Source organism: Enterobacter sp. V87_3 (assembly GCF_029967835.1).
Classification (GTDB): domain Bacteria; phylum Pseudomonadota; class Gammaproteobacteria; order Enterobacterales; family Enterobacteriaceae; genus Enterobacter; species Enterobacter cancerogenus.
The window spans coordinates 53,602-78,006 of the sequence record NZ_JASCAM010000032.1; the positions used below are offsets into that span (position 1 = coordinate 53,602).

Below are 24,405 nucleotides of genomic sequence, written 5' to 3' on the forward strand. Positions count from 1 at the left end.
AATATTCGAAGTATCTCAGAGCTAAGTTGGCCGATCCGGGCCAAATGTCGGCTTTGGGTTATCAGGTTCAATCCACATTAATTTAACACCGTGACGAGGAAATAGACTCATCCTTTGTTTAACCACTCTCCTGGTGTTTTCCACTTCAACAACCGCTCAATTGCCGTATCGTCAGACAGGAACTGACGGGCAAGTTGCAGGCGTTCCATGACCTGTATCTTCTGCTGGTTATCAAGCATTGCTGCATCCATCTCTGCTTCGTAAAAAAACTGCTCCAGCCGTTTGTCTTCTGCCCACTGGGCAATAATGGATTTCAGCTCAGTACGACTGGCATTACGCGCTTCCTCCGCCTGCTCTATCCGCTTCTTTTCCAAGTAAATGGCTTGTTCCCGCTCACGCTGAATGCGCCACTCCTCAGCTTCAATTCTGGCCTGTTCTAGTTGCTTTGAAATTAACGGAACAGCCTGTTGCATTGCCGAAATCATCTTAGGGATCTGACTAATTAATCCACATTGTTTTGTCTGCCGGAACTGAAGTAACCATTTTGCGGAAGTATAAGGTGAGTAAAGCTGCAACAGAAATCGCCCAGTAGGCAAGGTATGTTTCGATACGTGAAGAAAAGGTTCACTATTTCTTCCCCGTATCCATCTCCCCATCTGTTCGTCACGTACATAGCGATTCTTGACTTTTTTCGCTGGAACATACTCCGTCATTTCAGCAAGACTAAACGCAAAGTACATATCCTCAATACAAATAATACTTGGCGTATAAGGCCGCCATAGATTGCCCCAGCGATACCCACCCTCTTTCGAATCTTCCTTAATATCAATATCCGCACGATGTAGCCTTTCTCCCGGTGCATCCAACGTAACCCGGTATCCCTTATTTCCCAGGGCATCAAAGAATCTACTCAGGAACTCTATCGCACTATCAAATCCCGTATCAGAAACGTTGAGATCCAATAATTTCTTTTTCGTAGGCTTGTAATAGCCATCTTCTGTAACCGAGGAGACCGGCAGATACGTTTTGAGATCATTTATTAACCCATAGCCATTCCCTGTAACAGGAGCTTGCTTTCGGGTTACGGAAATTACTGGTTTTGGTAACGCAGTGGTGGAAGGTTGCACTGGTGGGTTGCTATTCTCAAGCGCCTTCACCACCTTATCCTTTTTCAGAGCTGGTAGCTCGGGGATTGCAGGTGCAACCCCTTTCGCCAGCGCTTTCCAGTAACCCGCAAGCGGCCTGGGTATACGCATTTCACTGCATTGTTTCGCCAGTAAATCCGTACTAATGCCATACAGGGCAGCTATACGCTCCGCAGGCTCACGCCAGACCAAGTGATACAGCGCTTCCCGATCTTGGGGGAAAATATGTGCAGCATCCTGTGGATTAATATCTGACATCACATTACCCTTCTTTGGCTAAAAGTATCAGAAATATTTGCCTGATGGTCATTGAAAGGACTCTGGCCGGGCTCTCCATCGATTGACGTATCAATCGCGTTCGAAATGCCCGTTACCAGCAAAAATCTCTCTGTCAAATAAGATATATTCCTGTGAAAGTGCTTACAACTACACTTCCACTTATTGAATACTCGACAATCCCATCAAAACAATTCATTGATAAAGAAAAGTCGTACCACACAATCCGGTGAACAAGAATTGGCTGTAGCTGTGATAACTGGTCTCAGCTGGTAGCATCAGCTAAAGTGAGTACGAATGTGAGTGCAAGATTAGTTAATAAATATAAAAATGTTAAATATCAATAATATAAAAATAAAATTACGGTTCAACGTCTGACGTTACTGCTTCACGAGAAAATCCACGCCACGGCGTGGATTTTTTTATCGCGGCGTATTGCGCGTCAGCAGCACAATAATAAACGCCCCGCCTATCCCGGCGGTGATAATGCCGATCGGCAACTCCTGCGGGGCCAGTACCGTCCGGCTGGCGATATCTCCCCCGCACAACAGCACCGCTCCCCACACCCCGCACAGGGGAAGCAGTAGCAGATGCCTTACGCCCGCCACGTGGCGGCACAGGTGCGGCACCATCAGGCCGACAAAGCCAATCACCCCGGTCAGTGCCACCAGAAAAGAGGTCGCCAGAGCGCAGCAAAGGAAAATCTCGCCCCGCAGGCGGCTGACGTTGATCCCAAGGGAGAGCGCCGTTTGCTCCCCGGCCAGAATGCCGTCCAGTGCGCGCCAGCGCAGCAGGACGAACCCGCCCAGCAGCAGCACGCTCAAGACAGCGAAAGGCAGGTTGCTCCACGACGCCAGCCCCAGCCCGCCCAGCGACCAGAACAGCACCGAGCTGGCCGCACGCTGATCGCCAGAAAAAATGAGATAGCTGGTCAGCGCGCCAAAGAGAAAAGAGATCGCCAGCCCGCAAAGCACCAGATGTTCCGCCCCACGCTGCTTTTTGAAGTGAAACAACAGCATGACGGCAACCGCCGAACAAATGCCCCCGGCGAAAGCCGATGCGGGGAGCGTCAATGCGCCAAGCCGGTCGCCAAAGCGGGTGATCACCAGCACCGCGCCTGCCGACGCGCCGGAGGAAAGCCCGAACAAAAACGGATCGGCCAAATCATTGCGCGTTGTGGTCTGCAGTAGCGCGCCGACCATGGCCAGCCCCGCGCCCGTCAGGGCGGCGAGGAGCGTTCTGGGCAGCCTAAGGTCGACCACAATGCGGGTCACCATCTCCGATACCGGAACATCCGCCAGCCCCAGAGCCCCCAGAATCTGCCCCAGGGTGAGTGAAACGGTGCCGGTTGCCACACTGAGCGCCATCAGCCCGAGCAGCACCAGCATGGCACTCCCCAGCGCCCAGTGGTAGCGGTACGGGATGCGCATTACTTCCCGGCCTGCGGGTAGAGCGTCCGGGCCAGTTTTTCAACCGCCGCGATATTCGCCGGTCCCGGGGTCAGCTCGGCGTACTGAAGTTTAAGGTAGCGCCCCTGTTTTACCGCCGGCGTCAGTTTCATAAGCGGATGGTTTTCCAGCACGCGGCGCAGCGCGTCCGCCCCGCTTCCGGTCTGGTAGTCCAGCAGAATAATAACATCCGGCTCGCTTGCCGCGACGTTTTCCCAGGAGGTGGTGCCCCAGCTGATATCCAGCGCCTCCATCGCGTTTTTGCCGCCCGCCGCCTCGATAATCGCCGTTGGCATCGCGTATCGTCCGCTGGTAAACGGCTTGTCCTCCCCGGAATCATAGACAAAGACCTTCAGGGGCCGCGCGCCCGTTGCCGGTTTGGGCAATGCGCTCAGCCGCTGTTTCCAACCCTCGACCAGCGTTTGCGCTTCATTTCGCTTGCCGAAAATGCGTCCCAACGTCAGGACGTCGCCATAGAGCAGGTCCATAGTGGCCTTCTTTTTGTGGGCTGCGGTAAAGACGCAGCTTTCACTCAGCACAAAAGTCTTCACGCCGTATTTCGCCAGCGTCCCGGGCGTCACTTCCCCGCCCACCTTCATGCCGTAGTTCCAGCCGGCAAAGAAGAAATCAGGCTCGGCGGCCAGCAGAGTTTCCAGCGACGGGTATTTCGGCGCCAGCTCGGGGATCGCCCCCATCGCCTGCCGGAAGTCCGGGGTCATTTTGTACCAGCCGCTGATCCCGGTCAGCCCGACGATGCGATCCTGCAGATGCAGCGCAAAGGCCATTTCCGCCATGTTGAGATCGTTAATGATTGCCCGCCTGGGCGGCGCGGAAAAGGTGACCGGTGTTCCGCAGCTTTCAACGGTAACGGGAAAATCCGCGGCGCTCGCGGCGTAGGCCGACGCCATCAGCGTCAGCGCGATTACAAAGTTTTTCATAGCAGGTTCTCAACACAGGGTTCACGCACAGCGTGGAACGTCAAAAATACGCAGCGATTTCCCGGTATGCGGATGCGCTACGGTAAAGCTGGTTAGCCCAAATATGGGATAGAGATGCTCAGACACCAGCACCTTTTCAGGCACGTCACAGACCACCGACCGCCCCCGGGACAGCAGAAGAATGCGGTCGGCAAAAGACTCCGCCAGGGTCAAATCATGCAGAACCGCCACAACGGTGATGCCCTTGCTTTTCACCAGCGACAGCAGTTCCACCCGCCCTGGAGGATCAAGATGGTTGGTCGGCTCATCCAGCAGCACCAGTTTTGGCGTCTGGGCAAGCACCCGCGCCAGCGCCGCGCGCTGGCGTTCACCGCCCGAAAGCGCAAACAGCGATCGTTCACGCAGCCGCTGCAGCCCGGTTTCGCGGATGGCATCGTCGATGATGGCGTCGTGGATATGTCGCGGGGCATCGCCCGCATGCGGTATACGTCCAAGGGCGACGTAATCCTCAACCGAGAGCCTCAAATCCGGCGCGTCGTGCTGGGAGAGCACGGCAACCTGTTTTGCCCGCTGCTGGCGAGTCAACGCAGTCACGGTGCGCCCCATCAGGCGGATGTCACCTTTCAGGTGCGTCAGCTCGCTTCCAATCGCCCGTAGCAGCGAGGTTTTTCCGCTGCCGTTAGGGCCGATGACGGCCAGGCACTCTCCGGCTCTGGCTTCAAAACAGACGTCTGACAGCAGCGTCGTGCCGCCAGGGCTGGATAACGCCTGGATAGTGACGTCGAGCACGTTATCAACACTGCCTGATGACAGGCGATGCACGGAAACGGACATGGGGTGATCCTTTTACTTCAACGAAAAGCCAGTTTAAAACGCGTCGAGAAATATATGTTATAACATAACAATTAACAACCCTCATGTGCTTGCCTCGCTTCTCGTTAAATGATGTTTTTTTGTTGTCATTAGGTTAATAAACGAGGTGTAGAATTGAATGACATACCGCACCGCAGGAGTCCTGATGAACAACAAATACCGCCCGGTTCCCGGCATTCGCCACTACAACGGTCCTGCCGGCGGCTGGGGCGCGCTGAAAGCGACGGCGATTGCCGTGCGCACGCAAATGGACACCCTGGAGGCGCCTGCCACCCTGCTTCGCACTAACCAGCCCGACGGCTTTGACTGCCCCGGCTGCGCGTGGCCGGATAAAGAGCACAAGTCCACCTTCCAGTTCTGTGAAAACGGCGCTAAAGCCGTCACCTGGGAAGCGACAAACAAACGCGTGACGCCCGAATTCTTTGCCGCCAATACCGTCAGCTCGCTGCTGGCGAAAAGCGATTACGAACTGGAAGGCTACGGTCGTCTGACGCATCCGCTGGTTTACGACCGGGGGAGTGATACGTTCCGCCCCGTAGAGTGGCAGCAGGCCTTTGCGCAGATTGGTGAGAAACTGCGCGCGCTCGATCCAGACGCCGTGGAGTTTTATACCTCCGGGCGCGCGTCGAATGAGGCTGCTTATTTACTTCAGCTTTTTGCCCGTGAACTGGGAACCAATAATTTCCCGGATTGTTCCAACATGTGCCACGAAGCCACCAGCACCGGTCTGCCGCGTTCCATTGGGATTGGCAAAGGCACCGTTTCGCTCGACGATTTTGATAACACCGAACTGGTTATCTCGATGGGCCATAATCCGGGCACCAACCACCCGCGGATGATGGGCACTCTGCACGAACTCTCCCGCCGCGGCGTGCCGATTATTGTGTTTAACCCGCTTCGCGAGCGGGCGCTGGAGCGCTTTGCCGATCCGCAAAGCGTAATCGAGATGGCGACGTACGGTTCAACGGACATTGCATCAACCTACTTCCAGGTGAAAGCCGGAGGCGATGCAGCGGCGCTTAAGGGCATAGCAAAACATCTCCTGCACATTGAAGCAGAGCAAGGCGGCGTGCTCGACCAGGAATTTATCGACGCGCATACCCAGGGTTTTGAGGCATTCGCCGCCGATATTCAGGCGACAAGCTGGGAGGCCATTGAGCTGGAATCAGGCTTAGATCGTCAGGATCTGCTGGGCGTGGCGCAGGCCTACGCCAAATCCAACGCCACCATCATTACCTACGGCATGGGCATTACCCAGCACAACAAAGGCACCGCCAACGTGCGCCTCATTGCCGACCTGCTGCTGATGCGCGGCAATATCGGTAAGCCCGGCGCCGGTATTTGTCCCCTGCGCGGGCACTCCAACGTGCAGGGAAACCGTACCGTGGGCATTACCGAGAAGCCGACGGCCGCGTTTCTTTCACGTCTGGAGGCGGAATTTGGTTTTACGCCCCCCGCGAAACATGGGCACGACGCGGTAATGGCGACGCAGGCGATGATCGCCGGGGAAGCCAAAGCGCTGATCTGCCTTGGCGGCAATTTTGCCGTGGCCATGCCCGACCATCAGCAGGCCTTTCCCGCCATGCAGAAGCTGGAACTTAGCGTTCACGTTGGCACCAAGCTCAACCGCACGCACCTGCTGGTCGCGAAAGAGACCTGGATCCTGCCGTGCCTCGGGCGCACGGAGCTGGACATGCAGCGCACCGGGCGACAGTCGATCACCGTGGAAGATTCAATGTCGATGGTGCATGCGTCGTCCGGCAAGCTGAAACCCGCCTCGCCGCATCTGCTCTCCGAACCGGCAATTGTGGCAGGCATGGCCAGCGCCACGCTGCCTGACAGTCAGGTCGGGTGGGCGGAGCTGGTGGCTGACTACGACAGAATTCGGGATCTGATCGAACGGACCATCCCCGGCTTTGAACAGTACAACGCCCGTATCCGCATTCCGGGCGGTTTTCGTATGCCGCTGCCGCCCACCGAGCGCGTCTGGCCGACCGCAACCGGCAAGGCGATGTTCTCGGTGTTTGACGGCGTCGACGAGAATGCCAAAGGCGAAGGGGATAACATCCTGCGCCTGATTACGCTTCGCAGCCACGACCAGTACAACACCACCATCTATGCCCTCGACGACCGCTACCGGGGCGTGTTCGGACGCCGCGACGTGTTATTTATGAACGAAGAGGATATGGAAAAGCGGGGCCTTGAGCACGGCGACCGCGTGGATATCACCACCGCACTTCCCGGCAATCAGCAGCGCCTGGAGGATATCACCGTGGTGGCTTATAGCATCGCCAGCGGTTCCGTCGGGGCCTACTACCCGGAGGCCAACGTGCTGGTCCCGCTGGACTATCTCGATAAGGACAGCGGCACGCCGTCCTATAAGTCGGTGCCCATTCGCGTCACGCTGCGCTCAAAGGAGATTCGGCCTTTAACGCAAAATAACGCCTGATGCTGCCGCGTCCTCACGCCAGCCGAGTAGCGCGTGATACGGCTGGCGCGTAACGGCGCTAAAACCCTGGATGAGCGCCCCCGCGCAGAGCGCCCGATAGTGTTCGGCGCTCACCAGCGTATGCAGCGCATCGCGGATAGCGAGTAGCCTGTCGGCTGGGGTGTCGCGCCCCGTGATAAGGGGTAAACCCGGTGTCAACGGGGTGTAGTCGATAATGGACAGCCCCGCCAGCAGCTGCGGTTCATGACGTAGCAACAGCGCCCAGGTTACGCAGTCGATGGCGGCAATATCCCCTGCCCCTTGCTTTAGCCTGATAAGCGACTGGCGGTGGCTACCGCTGGCGGTCGCGTCTGAAAAAAAATGGCCGTTAACCGCAAGAGGGGCCACCCTTTTCATCAGCGCGTTGTAGCCAGACTGCGAGTCCGCAGAGTTATATACCGCCCGGCGATGGCGATAATCCGCAAGCTGGCAGTGTTTATCTTCGTCGCGTACCACCAGAAAGCTACGGTAGTGCAGGCCCTCGCAGCCCGGTGCCGCATAGTGAAAACAGCCGACGACCTGCACCTGCGGCAGCGCCGTCATCAGGGGATATCCGCAGGTCTGGCTCAGGAGCAGACCTGGCTGTTGCCAGTGGGCCAGCAGGTCATCAGGCGGCGGTTCTGGCGTGACATCGCCTGCCGCGACGCCGCGTTCCTGTAAAAGCGCAATAACCGCCCGCGTCAGGGCTTCGGTATTGTCCCGATCGATGTCATACATCGGAAACGCGACAGAACTACTCATAACGATCCTCTTTTTGGTTTCCCGGATGGACGGTGACATCCACCGGCGTGTTCCAGAACTGGCGCAACCACTGACCATAGCCCTTGACCACAAACCCCTGATTGCGCTGCTGGTACTCGTCACGACTGTGCGCGTAGATCGCCCTGAGGCCATACCAGGGCACGCCCGGCAAATCGTGATGTACTGAATGGTAGTTGAGATTGAGAAACAGCACCCGCCAGAACCCGCCGGCCTCGTTGATCACCGAACGTGCCAGAGGATCGTGCGCCGCGCGATGTTCAAAGAAAGAACGAACCTTCGTCAGGGCCAGCGCCGGATAGCTGACCGCCAGTACGAACCAGACGGGGGAGAAATCGCGCTGCGCCATCCAGGTAAAGAGCACAGCCAGCAGTACGCCGTGCACCAGCCACATCATGATGGAGCGCCAGTGGCGTTGACCAAACGCCCTCGCCGCACCGTTCAGCGTCAGGGTAATATCCAGCAGCGGCCCCAGCAGCAATCTGCCCGTGAAGGTATTGCGTACATGAATGATTTTTTTCTGCCACGGCAAAAGGCGCGCCCAGCTCCGGTCGGTGAAGTAGTATGACTCCGGATCGTCGACAGGCACGGTCAGGTAATCGTTACGATGGTGAGCAAGGTGGGAATCGCGATACAGGCCGTAGGGAAACCACACCGCCAGCGGCAGCGTGCCGAAAAGCTGGTTGAGCCGGGCAAAGCGCGTGGGATGTCCGTGGATCAGCTCATGCTGGAGCGACATATACCAGGCGGTAAAGCCAATCAGCAGCAGCGTGGCCGGTATTAAACCCAGCGTGCGCCAGAACGTCAGCGTCGCAAACCAGCCGCCGTAGATAATGATAATCAGTATCCAGGTCGGCAGCTCGCTTCGCCACAGCCAGCGACTGGCAAGATGGTCAATATGCTTTCGTTGCTGCGCGTGTAAGTAGTTTCCCATGGCTTCAGACGCTATCCCGACAGTGGCACACTGCGCTGACAATCCGGGATAGCGCCTGAAATAACAACGAACTTAAATCGCTTTGCTTTGCCAGAATCGCGCGGTGTTTATCGCGCCCCGGCGTCAGGCACGCTTATCTGCCACGTTGACGGCCATCAGCACAATCACCATCGCGCTCACCAGCAGCAGGCCGCTTCCGGCGAAGACGCCGCTGGCCCCGTTGAGATCGAAGATCGCCCCACCGCCCGCGGCACCTGCGCCAATGGCAAACTGAATGGATGCTACCAGCAGCCCCCCGGCGCTTTCGGCTTCGTCAGGCACCGTTGTGGCAAGCCAGGTTGACCAGCCAACCGGCACCAGACCGAAGGCAAAGCCCCACAGCGCAACCAGCAGCCCGTCCAGCATCGCCAGATGTCCAAATGCCACCATCGTGAGCGCCAGCACGCCCATGACGAACGGCACCAGCGCCAGTGTGAGCCGCAGGTTCCGCGCCAGCAGATGCCCGGCAATCGATGTCCCGACAAAATTGGCAAGCCCAAAGCCCAGCAGGATCAGGGAAACGCTCTCAACGCTCGCCTGGCCGACCGTTTCAAGGAACGGGCGCAGGTAGGTGAAGAAGGCAAAATGGCCGCTGAAAATAAGAATGGTCGCCAGCATCCCACCGACCATCCCCGGGCGGCGCAGCACGCGAAACAACGTCGCCAGACTGCCGCTGCTCTCCGGCTTCATTGATGGCAGAACCCAAAGCTGCCACAGCAGCGCCAGCATGCTCGGCAGAATGCAGAGGATAAACACGTTGCGCCAGCCAATCAGGCTGCCGAGATAGCTGCCGAGCGGCGCGGCAACCACCGTCGCCACCGAGACGCTGGAGAAAATCACCGCCAGCGCCTTCGGCACGTGCTCAGCAGGCACCAGCCGCATCGCCGTGGCGGTGGACATTGCCCAGAATCCGCCGATAGCAATGCCCAACAGCAGACGCCCCATCAGCATGACGTTCAGCGTGGGCGCAAAGGCCACCAGCAGGCTGGAGATAATTTGCAGCACCGAGAAGAACATCAGCACCCAACGCCGGTCGATATTTTTGGTGGCCGGGGTAATCAGCAGCCCTGTGACCAGCGCGACAATCGCCGTTGCGGTCACCGCTTGTCCGGCCATCCCCTCCGTTACACTCAGGCTCGCGGCCATGGGTGTCAGCAGGCTGGCCGGCAGGAACTCTGCCGTAATCAAGCCAAACACCCCTAACCCCAGTGACCAGACGGCTCGCCAGGCCGGTTTTGCGGGGGCCTGCGCCTCTCTCGCCGCGACACATGCACTCATCTGTTGTACTCCCGTTATAAAAATGTGACTAATGTCGCAAAAGCATAGAGCGTTCCCCTTGGACGATCTATGACATATAATCCCCACTTATTGATTATGCGTCCGGAGTTGTGCCGATGACCGTTCAGTCACCCGATTTGATCAGCGAGTTGTTGCGCGGTATGCGCCTGTCCGGGGTGAAGTACCGCCGCATTGAGGCCAGCGCGCCGTTTGGCGTGGCGTTTCATCAGGCATCTGGTAAAGCCCAGTTCCATTTCGTCAGCCACGGCAAAGCCCTGTTACGGATGGAAAGCGGCGCGAGCTTTGCGCTGAGCGGCGGCGATGCGCTGTTTATCCCCAACGGCAACGCACATGCCCTTCTCTCGGACGAGCAGGCAACCATTACGCCGGTGAGCGCTTTCCCAAGCGAGCCTATCTGCAATTCGGTGTGCGCCATCACCTGCCAACCCTGTCCGGAAAGTGAGCACACCATCATCTTCAGCGGATGCATGGATTTTGAGCTGGGCGGGATGCAGCCGCTGATCAAAGCGATGCCAGAGGTGATGATGGTGAGCCGGTTGATGTCCACCTGGCCGGAGATCCACCCGCTGCTGGCGGCCATGGAGCGTGAATCCATGACCCGGCAGGTCGGTTTCGCCGGGATCCTCGCGCGCCTTGCCGACGTGGTAGCGGCGCTGATCGTGCGCGGCTGGGTTGAAGCCGGATGCGGAAAGGCCACCGGCTGGGTGCAGGTCTTACGGGATCCGCGTCTGAGCCGGGCGATTTACGCCATGCATCAGCAGCCCGGCGTGAACTGGAGCGTGGCGGAGCTGGCAAAAGAGGCCGGAACGTCCCGCTCGGTATTTGCGGAACGTTTCCTGGCCGCCACGGGAACGACCCCGACGAAATACCTGAGCGAGCTGAGAATGCGGCTGGCGATTCAGTACATCCGCCACGAACATCAGCCCATTGAAACGGTGGCGCTGCGTCTTGGTTACGGCTCGCTGGCGGCATTTAGCCGGGCATTTAAGCGGATTGTCGGCCATGCGCCGGGCACGCTGCGGGAGAGCAATCAGGCCCCGGAAGAGGCCTGACCGCAGGCATTATCAGAAGTAGTATTTGAAGCGAACGCGACCGCCGTAGCGCTCATCATTATTGGCGTCGCCCTCTTTCGGACTGGCGTTCACCCATGACGCATAGGCCCCGAGGTAGATATTGAAGTTCTTCATCTTCATCACGTTAGGGATTAGATATGACGCATGGATGGTATGAATGTCATATTCTCCCGGATCGGTGATCCAGCAGTCGTTCTCGCACTCGGCGTCGAAGGTTGAGGTGTTGAATTCGTCGATCTCATTGTGCGCATAGATGTAGCCCAGCTCAACGTTACGCCACAGCCCGTTGATGGCACTGGTGAAATCTGTTTCGTCCGCAGCATCAAGGTAGGCTGTGTTGAGGTTGACCACAACGCCGTTTTCCGCATCCGTTTTGAGCCCATCCCAGGTCATTGTAAAACCGTAACCGGTACGATCGGATTGATCGACCCATTGACCGCTGCTGTCGCGATAGCCATAAGCGTTATTCACCAGATTAGATTCCATGGCTATCGCAGTTGAGAATGGACCGTTCTGCCAGGCGATAACCGGGCGGATGTAGGCCACGTTTTTATCGTTTTCAAGCTCGGCCCCGTGATAACGCTGGTCGACAAACAGATCGCTGCCGTCTTTCAGCAGCGTGTTGAGCTCGAAATACCAGTTATCCTGGGTCTTGCTCAGCATGAAATTACCGCCGCTGTCGGCACGCCCGCGCCCCTCTTTCAGCATGTAGATATAACCGTATCCGTCACTGTAGAGATCGTCTGCGGTGTTGCCTGAATATTCAACGAAGGTATCCTGATTGAGCGGGAACATATCGTAGGCTTCAAAACGCCCGACTTTTATCTCCCAGTCATTTTGATGACCAAAGTAAAACGCGGCGTCATCGAGGTACATTTGCCCCACTAAATCCCCGAGAGGCTGAACGGAAAAGCCCGCGTAATTTCCGTTATCCATTTTCCGGTAGCCGTCAAAGCCGAGTAAAATACGGCCATTAATATCCCAGCGTTCATTATCCCCGGGTGCCCAGTCACTATTCGCGCTACGTCTAATAGAGGTCAGACTGCCGGTTTTACTGGCGGCATCCATATTAAGTTCGACGTCACCGTAAAATTTAATATCGCCGTAGCCAGATAACGTCAGTTTTGGCGGTTCCGCCTTGTTTACGGGTTCTTCGGATTGCACGACAACGCGGTTGGCCTGGGATGCCGCCGCCTGCTGCTGTTGCTTAAGCTCCTGAATTTGCGCTTCCAGCTGCGCCAGTTTGTCTTCAATACTTGCTGTCGGCTGCGCCGCGAACAATGAGCCTGAATAAAGCGCGCCCATGAGGATAACCCGTTTTTTTAATCTCATAGAATCCATCCTGATAATAAAAGTGAATACCCAAAAGGTTGAGCCTTCACATTTCGGACAAATAACCCTGACCACGCTATTATGTTTTTTGGTTTTGTAATTATGATTTTTACTTTATGTGATCGTCACTGAACGTTTTTGATCTTATTAACGGTAAAAAAGCCCGTCAACTCACATTATTATCTGCATTAATGACTATAAGTCTTAATTATATTTCGTACTCTTTTGTATATGAGTAAATAAACCTATATATAATAATTATCTATTCACCAATTAAATATTTGAACGCCCGGGCCGGACTGAACGGTGCGGTAAATTGTCTGGTTGTGCGAAAAATGGGATATCCAACACGCGAAGCGGGCAATATTCGTCTAAGGTTTTCAAGTGATTGACGGCAGTGGACACGCTGCACAGCGAATACAGGAGATGCACCGATGATAAGACCTCGTACTTTACACCCTGCGCTTTTGCCCCTGACATTGGGCGCCGCGCTACTCGGTTTTACCGTGAGCGGCTATGCAGAGGAGCAAACCACAAATGAGAAAAGCTCCCCCGATGTCATGCTTGGCCCCCTTTTTAACGATGTGCAAAGCGCAAAATTGTTCCCCGATCAAAAGACCTTTGCCGATGCGGTGCCAAAAAGCGACCCGCTGATGATCCTGGCGGACTACCGGATGCAACACACCCAGTCCGGGTTCGATCTGCGACACTTTGTGGAGATGAACTTTACCCTGCCGACGGAAGGTGAAAAGTATGTTCCGCCTGCTGGTCAAAATTTACGTGAGCACATTGATGGCCTGTGGTCGGTGCTGACCCGCACCACCGATAAGGCCAGTCAATGGGATTCTCTTCTTCCGCTGCCAAAGCCCTACGTCGTGCCAGGCGGACGTTTCCGTGAGGTTTACTACTGGGACAGCTATTTCACCATGCTTGGCCTGGCGGAGAGCGGCCACTGGGACAAAATCAGCGACATGGTGGACAATTTCGCTTACGAAATCGACACATGGGGGCATATTCCGAACGGCAACCGCAGCTACTATCTGAGCCGCTCCCAGCCGCCGTTCTTCTCATTGATGGTTGAACTGCTGGCGACCCATGACAGCGACGCGCTGAAGAAGTATCGCCCACAGATGGAAAAAGAGTATGCCTACTGGATGGAGGGTGTTGATGCCCTGCAGCCGGGCAGCGCCAACAAGCGGGTGGTAAAACTGGATGACGGGGCGATCCTCAACCGTTACTGGGACGATAACGATACGCCACGCCCGGAATCCTGGCTGGATGACGTGACCACCGCCAAAAACAATCCTGACCGCCCGGCCACCGAGATTTACCGCGATCTGCGTTCTGCCGCCGCCTCAGGCTGGGATTTCAGCTCACGCTGGATGGACGATCCGAAAAAGCTTGGCACCATCCGCACCACCAGCATTGTGCCGGTTGACCTGAACGCACTGATGTACAAAATGGAAAAACTGCTGGCCCGGGCAAGCCAGGAGGACGGCGATACCGCCAGCGCCAGCAAATATGACGCCCTGGCTAACGCCCGGCAAAAAGCGATGGAAAGCCACCTCTGGAATGAAAAAGAGGGGTGGTACGCGGATTACGATCTGAAAACCAAAAAGGTCCGTAATCAGCTGACGGCGGCAGCGCTCTTCCCACTGTATGTTAAAGCCGCAGCACAGGATCGCGCCGACAAGGTTGCAGCAGCGGCCTCATCGCGCCTGCTGAAACCGGGCGGTATCTCCACCACCACCATCAACAGCGGCCAGCAGTGGGACGCGCCGAACGGCTGGGCTCCGCTCCAGTGGGTTGCCGTTGAAGGTTTACAGAACTACGGTCAGGATAAGGTGGCGATGGACGTGACCTGGCGCTTCCTGAAAAACGTGCAGCACACCTACGATCGTGAGCAGAAGCTGGTCGAGAAATATGATGTCTCCTCTACCGGCACGGGCGGCGGCGGCGGGGAATATCCGCTGCAGGATGGCTTTGGCTGGAGCAACGGCGTGACGCTGAAGATGCTGGATCTGGTGTGCCCGAAAGAGAAGCCTTGCGATAGCGTGCCGGAGAATCGCCCTGCGGCAAATGATGATGTGACGCCGGTGAAGGCGTCGGCACAATAAGTGAGCATTGCCGGGTGGCGGCTACGCCTGACCCGGCTTACGTTGAATCTGTTGGCCCGGGAAGCGCCCTCGCGCCACCGGGCTTTTTTCAGAAGCTGTAGCTAGCCCCTACCTGCCAGGTACGGTCACGACCAATCCAGCAGTTGGTCGCGTCGTAGCAGGTTAAGGTCTCTTTATTGGTAATGTTTTGCGCGCTGGCTTTCAGGGTTAACCCCGCCAGCGACGGGAACGCCTCACCCATGCGATACGACGCGGCAAGATCGTACTGCGTGGTGCCCCCCAGTTTGCCCGCATCGTTACTCTGGGAGATTTCCATCGGCCCGGTATAGCGTGCCCCGGCCCCCAGCGTCAGCCCTCTCAGCGGCGAACTGTCGAGGGTATAATCCCCCCACAGATTGAACGCATTCTCCGGAACCTGAGTCGGGCGTTTGCCCTGGAATTTATCATCTTTGGTATTGATGGCATGGGTGTAGGCATAGTTGGCAATCAGCGTCAGGTTATCCGTCGGACGGCTGATGGCGGACACCTCCGCCCCCTTCGATTCCACTTCACCGGTCTGGCGATAATTCAGGAAGCCCGGATCGCTGGTGACGACATTTTTCTGACGAATGTTAAACACCGAGGCAGTAAAGGTGGTGGCATACTCTGCCAGAAGGTATTTCACCCCGCCTTCCACCTGCTTACTGGTGGTCGGCTTAACGTCTTTGGCCAGGAGCGTGCCCTGCGGCGACACCGGCGCAAAGCCTTCCGAATAGCTGATGAACGGCGAGAGACCGTTTTCAAAGGCATAAAGCGCACCCAGACGTTTGGTGACGCGGTCCTGCGATACCCAGGCCTTGTCGCCGTTTTGCATGTAGTTGGTATTGACCGACCGGTAGTCGTCATAGCGCAGGCTGCCGAGCAGATTTAACCCGCCAAATTCCACCTGATCCTGCAGGTAATAGCCGTTCTGCTGATAACTCAGGCGGTTTTTCTGCGCGGTATACAGCCCCAGCGCATTCTGATCGATCTGCGCGTAGTCAGGGTTGCGCATGTCGATGCCCGGCGTTGCCGAGGCGTAACGATAGTGGAAATGTGAGTTCAGCTTCTGGTAGTCAAAGCCCGCCAGCAGGTGATGTTTCCACTCGCCAAGAGCAACGGTTTTGGTTACCTGGTTGTCGATGTTAAAACTTTGCAGATCTTCGTCCGTGGTATAGGCGAAGCGGTTGAGTTGATAAACTTCGCTGCCGGTGCCCGTGGCGTAAACGCTGCGCTGATGGGTGTCGACATCAAAGTAGCGGGCTTTCTGGTTGAACCCCCAGCCGCTGTCAAACTCATGTTCGAAACTGTAGCCCAGCATCCACTGGCGCTGTTTGAATCCCGCCCATTCATCACCCGCATATGCCCGGCGATCGGCGTATTTCGAGCGCAGGAACGACAGCGGCAGCGGGTTAGAAGGTGACAGGCTCGGGGTATTTTGCGCGATCGCATCCAGCGTAAGGCGCGTTTTGCTGTCGGGCTGCCAGGTGACGGAAGGGGCGACCAGATAGTTTTCATAGCGCGTGGTGTGCGGCTGGTCATCGTTTTCCGTGGCTTTGCCCAGCAGACGGTAGTTCCAGTCGCTGTCGGCGATTTGCCCGGTCGAGTCAAGGTAGCCCTCTTTCAGGTTGCGGTTTCCGGTGTTGAAACCCAGCTCGGTTTTCGCCGCTTTCTGCGGTTTTTTGCTCTGGATATTCACCAGCCCGCCCGGCGATCCGCCGCCGTAAAGCACGGATGAGGGGCCTTTGAGAATGTCGACGCTCTCAATCAACAGGGGGTCGATGCGTGCCTTGGTATTCCCGGTCACGTTGTACGGCAGCTGCAGGCCATTATAAAACTCCTGCTCAACCGTAAAGCCGCGGATCTTGTATTCGCTCATGTACGAGGTGTTACCGCGCACTTCAGTCGACACGCCCGGGGCATAGCGCAGGATTTCGTTCACCGAGTTGGCATGACGCTGCGCGATCTCCTCAGCGGAAAGGGTGTTAATCACCTGCGGCGTTTTGCTTTCAGCGACCGCAGATTTGGTCGCACTGTTGGTCCAGGCCGGAAGGGAACTTCCCTCTTCTGTCCCGGTCACGACTATCGTTGACTCTTCGGCGAATGCCGGTCCCTGCAATGCCAGCGCTACGGCTCCTGCCAACGCACAAAACGCGAAACGTGAGGTGTTCATATTGTGTTCATTATTATAAATGATATTAGGAACGACAATTATTATCATTTCAATTTGCAAATCAAGATAGCCGCAAAAAAAACGGCCCTCAGAAGAGAGCCGTCTTTAGCAGTATTATGCCCGTCTGAGCAATCTGAAGACCACGAGCACGACAATCGCGCCCACGACGGCCACCAGGAAACTGTGCAGGTTAAAACCGCTGATGCTGCCACCCAGGCCAAACATCGTCGCCAGCCAGCCACCCACCACTGCGCCGATGACCCCGAGCACGCAGGTCAAAATAAAGCCGCCACCATCGTTACCCGGCATGAGCAGCTTAGCGATTGCACCGGCAATAAGACCAAAAATAATCCAGGCGATGATACCCATAGCGATACCCTCTTTCAGGTTTAACGCACGCGCAGAAAACCCTCCGCGCAGCTATCCTGATTATAGGTCACCGTCATAAAACCGTTTTCATCTCACCGACTTAAATTGCCCTTGCAGTGAAAAAATCTCATCGGTTTGTATTAAGTTTCACCCCAGGCTGCCGATAACCCACAGACAGTCTGTCACACATCGAGGAGCCATCTGGCGTGAGTAATTACAGTGAGCAGTTCCTGAAACAAAATCCGCTGGCTGTGTTAGGGATATTACGCGACCTGCAAAAAGGAAAGGTACCGCTGCGCATCAGCTGGCCTTCCGGTCAGTTCATCAGCAATATTCTGGACGCGTCGGCAGAACGCCTGGTGGTCGATCTGGGCAGCCAGGAGTACGAGAACCGTGCCGCACTGCGCGCGGAAAAGGTCTCGGTGCTGGCTGAAACCCAGGGCGCGAAGGTGGAGTTTGTTTTACCGCGTCTTGAGCTGAGCGAGTATCAGGGCCTGCCCGCGTTTGTCTCTTCGATTCCGGATAACCTCTGGTTTGTGCAGCGCCGGGAATACTTTCGTATCCACGCCCCGCTCCATCCCGCCTATTTTTGCAAAGCCAAAATGCCGGACAAAAAAGAGTTCCGCTTTCGTTTGTTCGATCTGTCGCTGGGCGGCATGGGCGCGTTGATGGATACCCCTGCGCCTGACGGGCTGGTCGAAGGTATGCGTTTCTCGCAGATTGAGCTGGATATGGGCGGATGGGGCCGTTTCTGGTTTGATGCGCAGTTAATTGCGATCGGCGAGCGGACGGTGGTGGACAGTAAAAACGAAACCGTGAGCACGCCGCGTCTGAGCTTTCGCTTTCTCAACGTTGGCCCGGGGGCGGAACGTGAATTACAGCGCATTATCTTCTCCCTGGAGCGCGAAGCGCGGGAGCGGGCAAATAAAGTGTTGTAACACGCGTCGGGCAGCAGCGCCGCCCGACACTCGTCTTACATGGCATCCATCGCTTTCTGAACTTTCCAGATATAACGCGGCGCCTGTGGGGCCGGATGGTTTTTCACCACATGTTCAAAGAACTCGTCTTTGTCCATGTCGTTGATCTCTTCAATGGCTTCTTTGCGATCGGAGGAGAAGGTTCTGAGCAGCGCGCCCGCGCCGTTAACGTACGACACCACCAGCGCATACTGCATCACTTCCGGATCCTCAATACCTTTCAGTATGCCGTGTTCCAGAATGCTCAGATAAGCTGTCCCCATGGAGATATTACGCTCCGGGTTTTTCAGCTCGCTGGTCGATGGCTGACCGCTCCAGCCCATATAGCGATACACTTCTCGCCCGGCCGTAGACGCCTTCAGCTGCATCAGCCCAACCGCGTTCGATTTACTGACCAGCGTCGGATTCCCGCCGGATTCCACTGCAATAATCGCCGTGACCAGACGCGGGCTGACCCCCCATGCCTTACCGGCTTGTTCGCTGATCGGCATCCACTGCATCGCCCGTTTCACGGGCACTTCAGGGTTCCAGGGTGGATTTTGATAGTCATGTTTTGAACTACAGCCAGCAAGCAACACAATCAAAAAAGCAAACCATCTCAATTTCACGTCTTCTATCCTTATAGCCGGTCTTCGCGGTTACGCTGCCCCTTGAAGCGGGCAGCGGATAAGCGGCATCATATAGACAATTAGCGTCTCATTCAGCAAGGAATTGCCATGCCACAGTTTCATCTCATTGCCCCTTCCGGCTACTGCATCAACCAGGACGCGGCACAGCGCGGGGTTCAGCGCTTACTGGAATCCGGCTATCGGGTAGAAAATCAGACAATTATCCCCCGTCGGTCGCAGCGTTTCGCCGGCACCGAGGCGCAAAGGCTGAACGATATCAACGGCCTGGTGAACCTGCGTGGCAGCAATAACATCGTGCTGGCGGTGCGCGGCGGTTACGGTGCGAGCCGGTTGCTGGAGAGCATCGACTGGGCGGGGCTGGCCAAACGCCAGCAGCAGGATCCGCTGCTGATTTGCGGGCACAGCGATTTCACGGCGATCCAGCTTGGCCTGCTTGCCCTGCATAACGTCGTCACCTTTAGCGGCCCGATGCTGGCCGGTAATTTTGGCGCGCCGGAACTTGATGCTTACACCCAGGAGCACTTCTGGCGGGCGCTGGAAAACCCCACCTTCAGCGTGGAGTGGCAGGGTAACGGGCCGCACTGGTCGTGCGAGGGTCAGCTGTGGGGTGGCAACCTGGCCATGCTGGTGTCGCTGATTGGCACCCCATGGCTGCCGCAGATCGAAGATGGCATTCTGGTGCTGGAGGATATTAACGAGCATCCGTTCCGCGTCGAGCGCATGTTATTGCAGCTTTATCATGCCGGAATTCTTGCCCGCCAGTCCGCTATCGTGTTGGGCAGTTTTAGCGGCGCACAGCCCAATGATTACGATGCGGGCTATACGCTTGAAACCATGGTCGACTTTATCCGTTCGCGGCTGGATATTCCGGTGATCACCGGTCTTCCGTTTGGCCACGAACAGCAGACGGTCACCCTGCCGCTGGGGGCGCACGCGCAGTTGATTCATGAAGATTCGGGCAGTCAGTTAACAATGGGTGGCCATCCGGTTATAAAAGCATAAAAAAGCGGTGATACCGCCTTAATTAAACGTTGTCTCTGCCGTTAATATGTTAGGGTTTTAACAGAGACAACAACATTGAGGTGGGAGTAAGAGAACATTGGATGCCACAGCGATAATCAGCCTTTTCATTCTGGGTTCGGTCCTTGTAACCTGCAGTATTTTATTGAGTTCATTTTCATCGCGTCTTGGCATACCTATTCTTGTTATTTTTCTTGCCATCGGCATGCTGGCTGGCATCGATGGCATCGGCGGTATTCCATTCGATAACTACCCTTTCGCCTACATGGTGAGCAACCTGGCCCTGGCGGTGATCCTGCTTGACGGCGGGATGCGTACCCAGGCCAGTTCGTTTCGCGTTGCATTAGGCCCGGCGCTGTCGCTGGCGACCGTTGGCGTGCTGATCACCTCCGGCTTAACCGGGATGATGGCGGCATGGCTGTTTCACCTGAACATGATGGAAGGGCTGCTGATCGGCGCTATTGTCGGTTCCACCGATGCGGCAGCCGTATTTTCGCTGCTCGGCGGTAAGGGGCTTAACGAACGCGTCGGCTCCACGCTCGAGATTGAATCCGGCAGCAACGACCCGATGGCGGTGTTTCTCACCATCACGCTGATTGAGATGATCCAGCAGCATGAGAGCAGCCTGAGCTGGATGTTTGCCTGGCATATCATTCAGCAGTTCGGTCTTGGGATCATCCTCGGCCTGGCCGGGGGTTATCTCCTGCAGCAGATGATTAATCGCATTTCGCTCCCGGCGGGCCTTTACCCGCTGCTGGCGCTGAGCGGCGGCATTCTGATTTTTGCCGTGACGACGGCGCTGGACGGAAGCGGGATCCTCGCCGTGTACCTGTGCGGCTTTTTACTCGGCAACCGCCCCATCCGCAACCGCTATGCCATTTTGCAGAACTTTGATGGTCTGGCGTGGCTGGCGCAAATCGGCATGTTCCTGGTGCTTGGTCTGCTGGTGACGCCGTCGGACCTGCTGCCGATTGCCGTTCCGGCCCTGCTCCTGTCGGCCTGGATGATCTTCTTCGCGCGCCCGCTGTCGGTATTTGCCGGTCTGCTGCCGTTTCGCGGGTTTAACCTGCGCGAGCGGATCTTTATCAGTTGGGTCGGTCTGCGCGGCGCGGTGCCGATTATCCTCGCCGTGTTCCCGATGATGGCAGGCCTGGATAACGCGCGGCTGTTCTTCAACGTCGCCTTCTTCGTCGTGCTGGTGTCGCTGCTGTTCCAGGGTACCTCGCTGGGATGGGCGGCGAAAAGGGCCAAAGTGGTGGTGCCGCCGGTCGGCTGGCCGGTGTCCCGCGTCGGGCTGGATCTTCACCCGGAAAATCCGTGGGAGCAGTTTGTCTATCAGCTCAGCGCCGACAAATGGTGCGTCGGGGCATCGCTGCGCGATCTGCATATGCCCTCCGAAACGCGCATTGCCGCCATGTTCCGCGACAATGTCCTGCTCCACCCCACGGGCAGCACGCGCCTGCGTGAAGGCGATATTCTCTGCGTGATTGGTCGCGAGCGCGATCTCCCCGCTCTCGGCAAGCTGTTTAGCCAGTCGCCGCCCGTTGCGCTCGACCAGCGCTTCTTCGGCGATTTTATTCTTGAAGCCAGCGCCCGGTTTGCCGATGTTGCGCTGATTTACGGCCTGGAAGACGGGCTGGAAAATCGCGACAACCAGCAGACGCTCGGGGACATTATCCAGAAACTGCTGGGCGCAGCGCCGGTGGTCGGTGACCAGGTGGAGTTCGCTGGCATGATCTGGACGGTGGCAGAGAAAGAGGATAACGCGGTACGCAAGGTCGGCGTCAGGCCGATGGAAGAGGAGTCGGAGTAAGGATTTGCCGGGTGATGCCTTCGCCTCACCCGGCCTGTTACAGCGTGGAAGGTTACAGCGTCACAACCGGTACGCGCGGCGCTAACGCACACATCAGCTCATAACCCACGGTGCCTGCCGCAGAGGCGACATCGTCAATTTTCACCTCGTTACCCCACAGCTCAACCGGGGTCCCAATGCCTGCCTGCGGGCAAGGCGTTAAGTCAATCGCCATCATATCCATCGAGACCGTGCCAACGGTTCCGGTGCGCACACCATCTACCCACACGGGCGTACCGCTGGGGGCAATGCGCGGGTAACCGTCGGCATAGCCGCACGCGACAATCCCGATACGTTGCTCTCCCGCCGCACGGTAACGGCTGCCGTAACCCACGGTATCGCCCGCTTTCAGCGTCTGGACACCGATGATTTCACTGCGCAGCGTCATGACCGGCTTAAGCCCACTGTTGGCAATATCCTGCCACTGGCCGGACGGTGAAGCACCGTAGAGGATAATGCCCGGGCGAACCCAGTCGAAATGCGCTTCAGGATGCCAGAGCGTCGCCGCCGAGTTTGACAGGGAGCGCGGGCAATCCAGCCCTTCCGCCGCCTGCTCAACGCGCACCATCGCATCAGTAATGCCGTCCGGTTTTTCGGCGTCGGCAAAGTGCGCCATCAGCGTCATTTCGCCAACGTTTTTCAGATTACGCAGCTGCTGCCAGACCGTGTGTACGCGCTCAGGCTGGAAGCCCAGGCGGTTCATGCCGCTGTTTACCTTAAGATAGATATCCAGCGGAGCATGCAGCTTCGCATCCTGCAGGGCTTTGATCTGCCAGTTGCTGTGGAGGCTGGTCGTCAGGCGGTATTTATCCAGCAGGGGCAGATCGTCGGCGTGGAAAAAACCTTCCAGCAGTAAAATTGGCCCCTTCCAGCCGCGTTCGCGAAGAAGAATGGCCTCGTCAAGGTTCAGTAAGGCAAAGCCGTCGGTCGCGCCAAGCGCGCCCCAGATACGGTCGATACCGTGCCCGTAGGCGTTCGCTTTAACAACCGACCAGACGCGTGAACCCGGCGCAGCACGACGGACAATTTGCAGGTTATCCTTCAGGGCCTGCAAATCGAGCTGCGCCAGAACAGGACGTGACATGGCAACTCCTTATTGATGCGCGCCGTGAAGATGCTGTGGACGCGATGGGGTAAACCCTGATTGATAGCGTGCCACACTCAGGTCGTCAAACGGAATCGCCGGGGTGCGGCCAGAAAGCAGGTCGCTCAACAGCTGGCCCGATCCGCAGGCCATCGTCCAGCCCAGCGTTCCGTGCCCGGTGTTGGTCCACAGGTTTTTATAAGGCGTACGACCCACAATCGGCGTGCCGTCCGGCGTCATAGGGCGCAGACCGGTCCAGAAGGTCGCCTGTTCAATAAACCCACCGCGCGGGAAGAGATCGCCGACCACCATCTCCAGCGTTTCACGACGCGGTTTAAGCAGCTCGGTATTAAAGCCCACAATTTCCGCCATGCCGCCGACGCGGATCCGGTTATCAAAGCGGGTGATGGCGATTTTGTAGGTTTCATCAAGAATGGTAGAGACCGGCGCGCCGCTGTCCTCTTTCACCGGAATGGTCAGGGAGTAGCCTTTAAGCGGGTAAACAGGAATGTCGAGAATGCCCTTGAGCATCGCGGTGGAGTAGGAACCAAACGCCATGACGTAAGCATCCGCTTTAATCACCTCTTCGCCGCACTTCACGCCGTAAATTTTTTCGCCTTCTGACAACAGCTTATCGACCGGCGTATTAAAACGGAATGTCACCCCCGCCTGCTCGCACATCTGCGCCAGACGCTGGGTAAAGAGTTGGCAGTCGCCGGTTTCGTCGTTTGGCAGACGTAACCCGCCGGTAAGCTTGTGCGCCACTTCCGCCAGGGCAGGCTCGACCTGCCCCAGCTGGCTGGCCTCCAGCAGCTGATAAGGTACGCCCGCGTCTTCCAGCACGGCGATATCGCGGGTGGCGTTTTCATACTGCTGCGCGGTGCGGAACAGCTGCAGCGTGCCGCCTTGCCGCCCTTCGTACTCAATGCCGGTCGAGGCGCGTAAGGCTTTCAAGCAGTCGCGGCTGTATTCTGCCAGGCGCACCATGCGCCCTTTGTTTTCCATGTAGTGACGCGTGTCGCAGTTGCGCAGCATCTGCCACATCCACTTGAGCTGGAACGGCGTGCCGTCAAGGCCGATCGCCAGCGGCGCGTGGCGCTGGAACATCCATTTAATCGCCTTCAGCGGGACGCCGGGTGCTGCCCACGGTGCCGCATAGCCCGGGGAGATTTGGCCGGCGTTCGCCGCGCTGGTCTCCAGGGCCGGGCCGGATTCACGATCGATAACCGTAACCTCATGCCCTGCCTGATTTAAATACCAGGCGCTGGTTACGCCAACCACACCACTTCCCAGTATGACAACACGCATAGCCACTCCATTATGTGTAAAAGAACAATCATCTGATTACAGATTGATAACCTAGTTGAAAATATTATTCAACATACGACTTTTTTATGGTGACTTGCCTCACATCTTCCCCTGCCCGTGGGGATGGCGCTTATTTGGGATCTCCTGCTGCGCGCTATTTTTAACCAGCATAAAATGCTGCAAGAGTCGCTTTTTTTACCTTATTGAAAAGAAGAAATCGCAAAGAAAAAATATCTCCATCAGCACGCTTTTTA

At 56.8% G+C, this 24,405-nt stretch carries 19 protein-coding genes; 6 read left to right on the forward strand and 13 right to left on the reverse strand.

The window, feature by feature from the left end; all coding sequences use genetic code 11:
• Nucleotides 1–107 precede the first annotated feature (107 nt).
• The 4 genes from QLG21_RS20075 to QLG21_RS20090 form a co-directional block, all read right to left on the reverse strand.
• Nucleotides 108–1,403 (reverse strand): hypothetical protein, encoded by a 1,296-nt coding sequence (locus QLG21_RS20075; protein ID WP_137848792.1) that lies wholly within the window; start codon nt 1,401–1,403, stop codon nt 108–110.
• Nucleotides 1,404–1,843: 440 nt separating this feature from the next.
• Nucleotides 1,844–2,851, reverse strand: a complete 1,008-nt coding sequence (locus QLG21_RS20080; RefSeq protein WP_137848793.1) for an iron ABC transporter permease — start codon at nt 2,849–2,851, stop codon at nt 1,844–1,846.
• A complete protein-coding gene (locus QLG21_RS20085; protein WP_137848794.1) occupies nt 2,851–3,807 on the reverse strand; it encodes an ABC transporter substrate-binding protein in 957 nt (318 codons plus the stop codon). Before QLG21_RS20085 ends, QLG21_RS20080 begins: the two co-directional genes overlap by 1 nt.
• Nucleotides 3,808–3,828: 21 nt before the next feature.
• Nucleotides 3,829–4,641 carry an ABC transporter ATP-binding protein gene (locus tag QLG21_RS20090; protein ID WP_137848795.1) on the reverse strand — a complete coding sequence of 271 codons (813 nt, stop codon included), beginning with the start codon at nt 4,639–4,641 and terminating at the stop codon, nt 3,829–3,831.
• 184 nt (nt 4,642–4,825) lie between these two features.
• On the opposite strand from QLG21_RS20090, the gene QLG21_RS20095 reads away from it, so the two are divergent.
• A complete protein-coding gene (locus QLG21_RS20095) occupies nt 4,826–7,129 on the forward strand; it encodes an FdhF/YdeP family oxidoreductase (RefSeq protein ID WP_282485085.1) in 2,304 nt (767 codons plus the stop codon).
• On the opposite strand, the gene QLG21_RS20100 is transcribed toward QLG21_RS20095, so the two are convergent.
• The 3 genes from QLG21_RS20100 to QLG21_RS20110 form a co-directional block, all read right to left on the reverse strand.
• Entirely contained in the window at nt 7,109–7,909 is an 801-nt protein-coding gene (locus QLG21_RS20100; protein WP_282485086.1) for a PhnD/SsuA/transferrin family substrate-binding protein, read from the reverse strand. The genes QLG21_RS20095 and QLG21_RS20100 overlap by 21 nt on opposite strands.
• Nucleotides 7,902–8,861 (reverse strand): fatty acid desaturase, encoded by a 960-nt coding sequence (locus tag QLG21_RS20105; protein WP_282485087.1) that lies wholly within the window; start codon nt 8,859–8,861, stop codon nt 7,902–7,904. The genes QLG21_RS20100 and QLG21_RS20105 overlap by 8 nt, the downstream gene beginning before the upstream one ends.
• A 123-nt stretch (nt 8,862–8,984) precedes the next feature.
• A complete protein-coding gene (locus tag QLG21_RS20110; RefSeq protein WP_088208295.1) occupies nt 8,985–10,178 on the reverse strand; it encodes an MFS transporter in 1,194 nt (397 codons plus the stop codon).
• A 116-nt stretch (nt 10,179–10,294) separates the two neighbouring features.
• Here QLG21_RS20110 and QLG21_RS20115 point away from each other — a divergent pair, with 116 nt between their 5' ends.
• Nucleotides 10,295–11,251 carry an AraC family transcriptional regulator gene (locus QLG21_RS20115; protein ID WP_282485088.1) on the forward strand — a complete coding sequence of 319 codons (957 nt, stop codon included), beginning with the start codon at nt 10,295–10,297 and terminating at the stop codon, nt 11,249–11,251.
• Nucleotides 11,252–11,263: 12 nt separating this feature from the next.
• Here QLG21_RS20115 and QLG21_RS20120 read toward each other — a convergent pair whose 3' ends face one another.
• Nucleotides 11,264–12,604: a carbohydrate porin gene (locus QLG21_RS20120; RefSeq protein WP_137848799.1), complete on the reverse strand. Its 1,341-nt coding sequence runs from the start codon at nt 12,602–12,604 to the stop codon at nt 11,264–11,266.
• Nucleotides 12,605–13,038: 434 nt separating this feature from the next.
• On the opposite strand from QLG21_RS20120, the gene QLG21_RS20125 reads away from it, so the two are divergent.
• Complete coding sequence (locus QLG21_RS20125) at nt 13,039–14,721, forward strand: alpha,alpha-trehalase (RefSeq protein ID WP_282485089.1); 1,683 nt, start codon at nt 13,039–13,041, stop codon at nt 14,719–14,721.
• A gap of 88 nt (nt 14,722–14,809) precedes the next feature.
• Here QLG21_RS20125 and QLG21_RS20130 read toward each other — a convergent pair whose 3' ends face one another.
• Both QLG21_RS20130 and QLG21_RS20135 read right to left on the reverse strand, forming a co-directional pair.
• Complete coding sequence (locus QLG21_RS20130) at nt 14,810–16,912, reverse strand: TonB-dependent siderophore receptor (RefSeq protein WP_282485090.1); 2,103 nt, start codon at nt 16,910–16,912, stop codon at nt 14,810–14,812.
• A gap of 114 nt (nt 16,913–17,026) precedes the next feature.
• On the reverse strand, nt 17,027–17,281 hold the full coding sequence (locus tag QLG21_RS20135; RefSeq protein WP_006175932.1) for a GlsB/YeaQ/YmgE family stress response membrane protein: 255 nt from the start codon (nt 17,279–17,281) through the stop codon (nt 17,027–17,029).
• 206 nt (nt 17,282–17,487) lie between these two features.
• Between QLG21_RS20135 and QLG21_RS20140 the strand changes: the two genes are divergently transcribed.
• Nucleotides 17,488–18,219 carry a flagellar brake protein gene (locus tag QLG21_RS20140; protein WP_058610225.1) on the forward strand — a complete coding sequence of 244 codons (732 nt, stop codon included), beginning with the start codon at nt 17,488–17,490 and terminating at the stop codon, nt 18,217–18,219.
• 35 nt (nt 18,220–18,254) lie between these two features.
• Here QLG21_RS20140 and emtA read toward each other — a convergent pair whose 3' ends face one another.
• On the reverse strand, nt 18,255–18,866 hold the full coding sequence (gene emtA, locus QLG21_RS20145; protein ID WP_042320010.1) for a membrane-bound lytic murein transglycosylase EmtA: 612 nt from the start codon (nt 18,864–18,866) through the stop codon (nt 18,255–18,257).
• Nucleotides 18,867–18,974: 108 nt separating this feature from the next.
• Here emtA and ldcA point away from each other — a divergent pair, with 108 nt between their 5' ends.
• A complete protein-coding gene (gene ldcA, locus QLG21_RS20150) occupies nt 18,975–19,889 on the forward strand; it encodes a muramoyltetrapeptide carboxypeptidase (protein WP_137848802.1) in 915 nt (304 codons plus the stop codon).
• Nucleotides 19,890–19,986: 97 nt separating this feature from the next.
• Complete coding sequence (locus QLG21_RS20155) at nt 19,987–21,720, forward strand: potassium/proton antiporter (protein ID WP_101737491.1); 1,734 nt, start codon at nt 19,987–19,989, stop codon at nt 21,718–21,720.
• Nucleotides 21,721–21,772: 52 nt separating this feature from the next.
• Here QLG21_RS20155 and dadX read toward each other — a convergent pair whose 3' ends face one another.
• Nucleotides 21,773–22,843, reverse strand: a complete 1,071-nt coding sequence (gene dadX / locus QLG21_RS20160; RefSeq protein ID WP_282485091.1) for a catabolic alanine racemase DadX — start codon at nt 22,841–22,843, stop codon at nt 21,773–21,775.
• Nucleotides 22,844–22,852: 9 nt separating this feature from the next.
• Nucleotides 22,853–24,151 (reverse strand): D-amino acid dehydrogenase, encoded by a 1,299-nt coding sequence (locus QLG21_RS20165; RefSeq protein ID WP_282485092.1) that lies wholly within the window; start codon nt 24,149–24,151, stop codon nt 22,853–22,855.
• Nucleotides 24,152–24,405 lie beyond the last annotated feature (254 nt).

What these genes read in the sequence shown, in the direction of transcription:
- QLG21_RS20075 (WP_137848792.1), bottom strand. Translation starts at nt 1,403, where the DNA reads ATGTCAGATATTAATCCACAGGATGCTGCACATATTTTCCCCCAAGAT.
- QLG21_RS20080 (WP_137848793.1), bottom strand. Translation starts at nt 2,851, where the DNA reads ATGCGCATCCCGTACCGCTACCACTGGGCGCTGGGGAGTGCCATGCTG.
- QLG21_RS20085 (WP_137848794.1), bottom strand. Translation starts at nt 3,807, where the DNA reads ATGAAAAACTTTGTAATCGCGCTGACGCTGATGGCGTCGGCCTACGCC.
- QLG21_RS20090 (WP_137848795.1), bottom strand. Translation starts at nt 4,641, where the DNA reads ATGTCCGTTTCCGTGCATCGCCTGTCATCAGGCAGTGTTGATAACGTG.
- QLG21_RS20095 (WP_282485085.1), top strand. Translation starts at nt 4,826, where the DNA reads ATGAACAACAAATACCGCCCGGTTCCCGGCATTCGCCACTACAACGGT.
- QLG21_RS20100 (WP_282485086.1), bottom strand. Translation starts at nt 7,909, where the DNA reads ATGAGTAGTTCTGTCGCGTTTCCGATGTATGACATCGATCGGGACAAT.
- QLG21_RS20105 (WP_282485087.1), bottom strand. Translation starts at nt 8,861, where the DNA reads ATGGGAAACTACTTACACGCGCAGCAACGAAAGCATATTGACCATCTT.
- QLG21_RS20110 (WP_088208295.1), bottom strand. Translation starts at nt 10,178, where the DNA reads ATGAGTGCATGTGTCGCGGCGAGAGAGGCGCAGGCCCCCGCAAAACCG.
- QLG21_RS20115 (WP_282485088.1), top strand. Translation starts at nt 10,295, where the DNA reads ATGACCGTTCAGTCACCCGATTTGATCAGCGAGTTGTTGCGCGGTATG.
- QLG21_RS20120 (WP_137848799.1), bottom strand. Translation starts at nt 12,604, where the DNA reads ATGAGATTAAAAAAACGGGTTATCCTCATGGGCGCGCTTTATTCAGGC.
- QLG21_RS20125 (WP_282485089.1), top strand. Translation starts at nt 13,039, where the DNA reads ATGATAAGACCTCGTACTTTACACCCTGCGCTTTTGCCCCTGACATTG.
- QLG21_RS20130 (WP_282485090.1), bottom strand. Translation starts at nt 16,912, where the DNA reads ATGAACACCTCACGTTTCGCGTTTTGTGCGTTGGCAGGAGCCGTAGCG.
- QLG21_RS20135 (WP_006175932.1), bottom strand. Translation starts at nt 17,281, where the DNA reads ATGGGTATCATCGCCTGGATTATTTTTGGTCTTATTGCCGGTGCAATC.
- ldcA (WP_137848802.1), top strand. Translation starts at nt 18,975, where the DNA reads ATGCCACAGTTTCATCTCATTGCCCCTTCCGGCTACTGCATCAACCAG.
- dadX (WP_282485091.1), bottom strand. Translation starts at nt 22,843, where the DNA reads ATGTCACGTCCTGTTCTGGCGCAGCTCGATTTGCAGGCCCTGAAGGAT.
- QLG21_RS20165 (WP_282485092.1), bottom strand. Translation starts at nt 24,151, where the DNA reads ATGCGTGTTGTCATACTGGGAAGTGGTGTGGTTGGCGTAACCAGCGCC.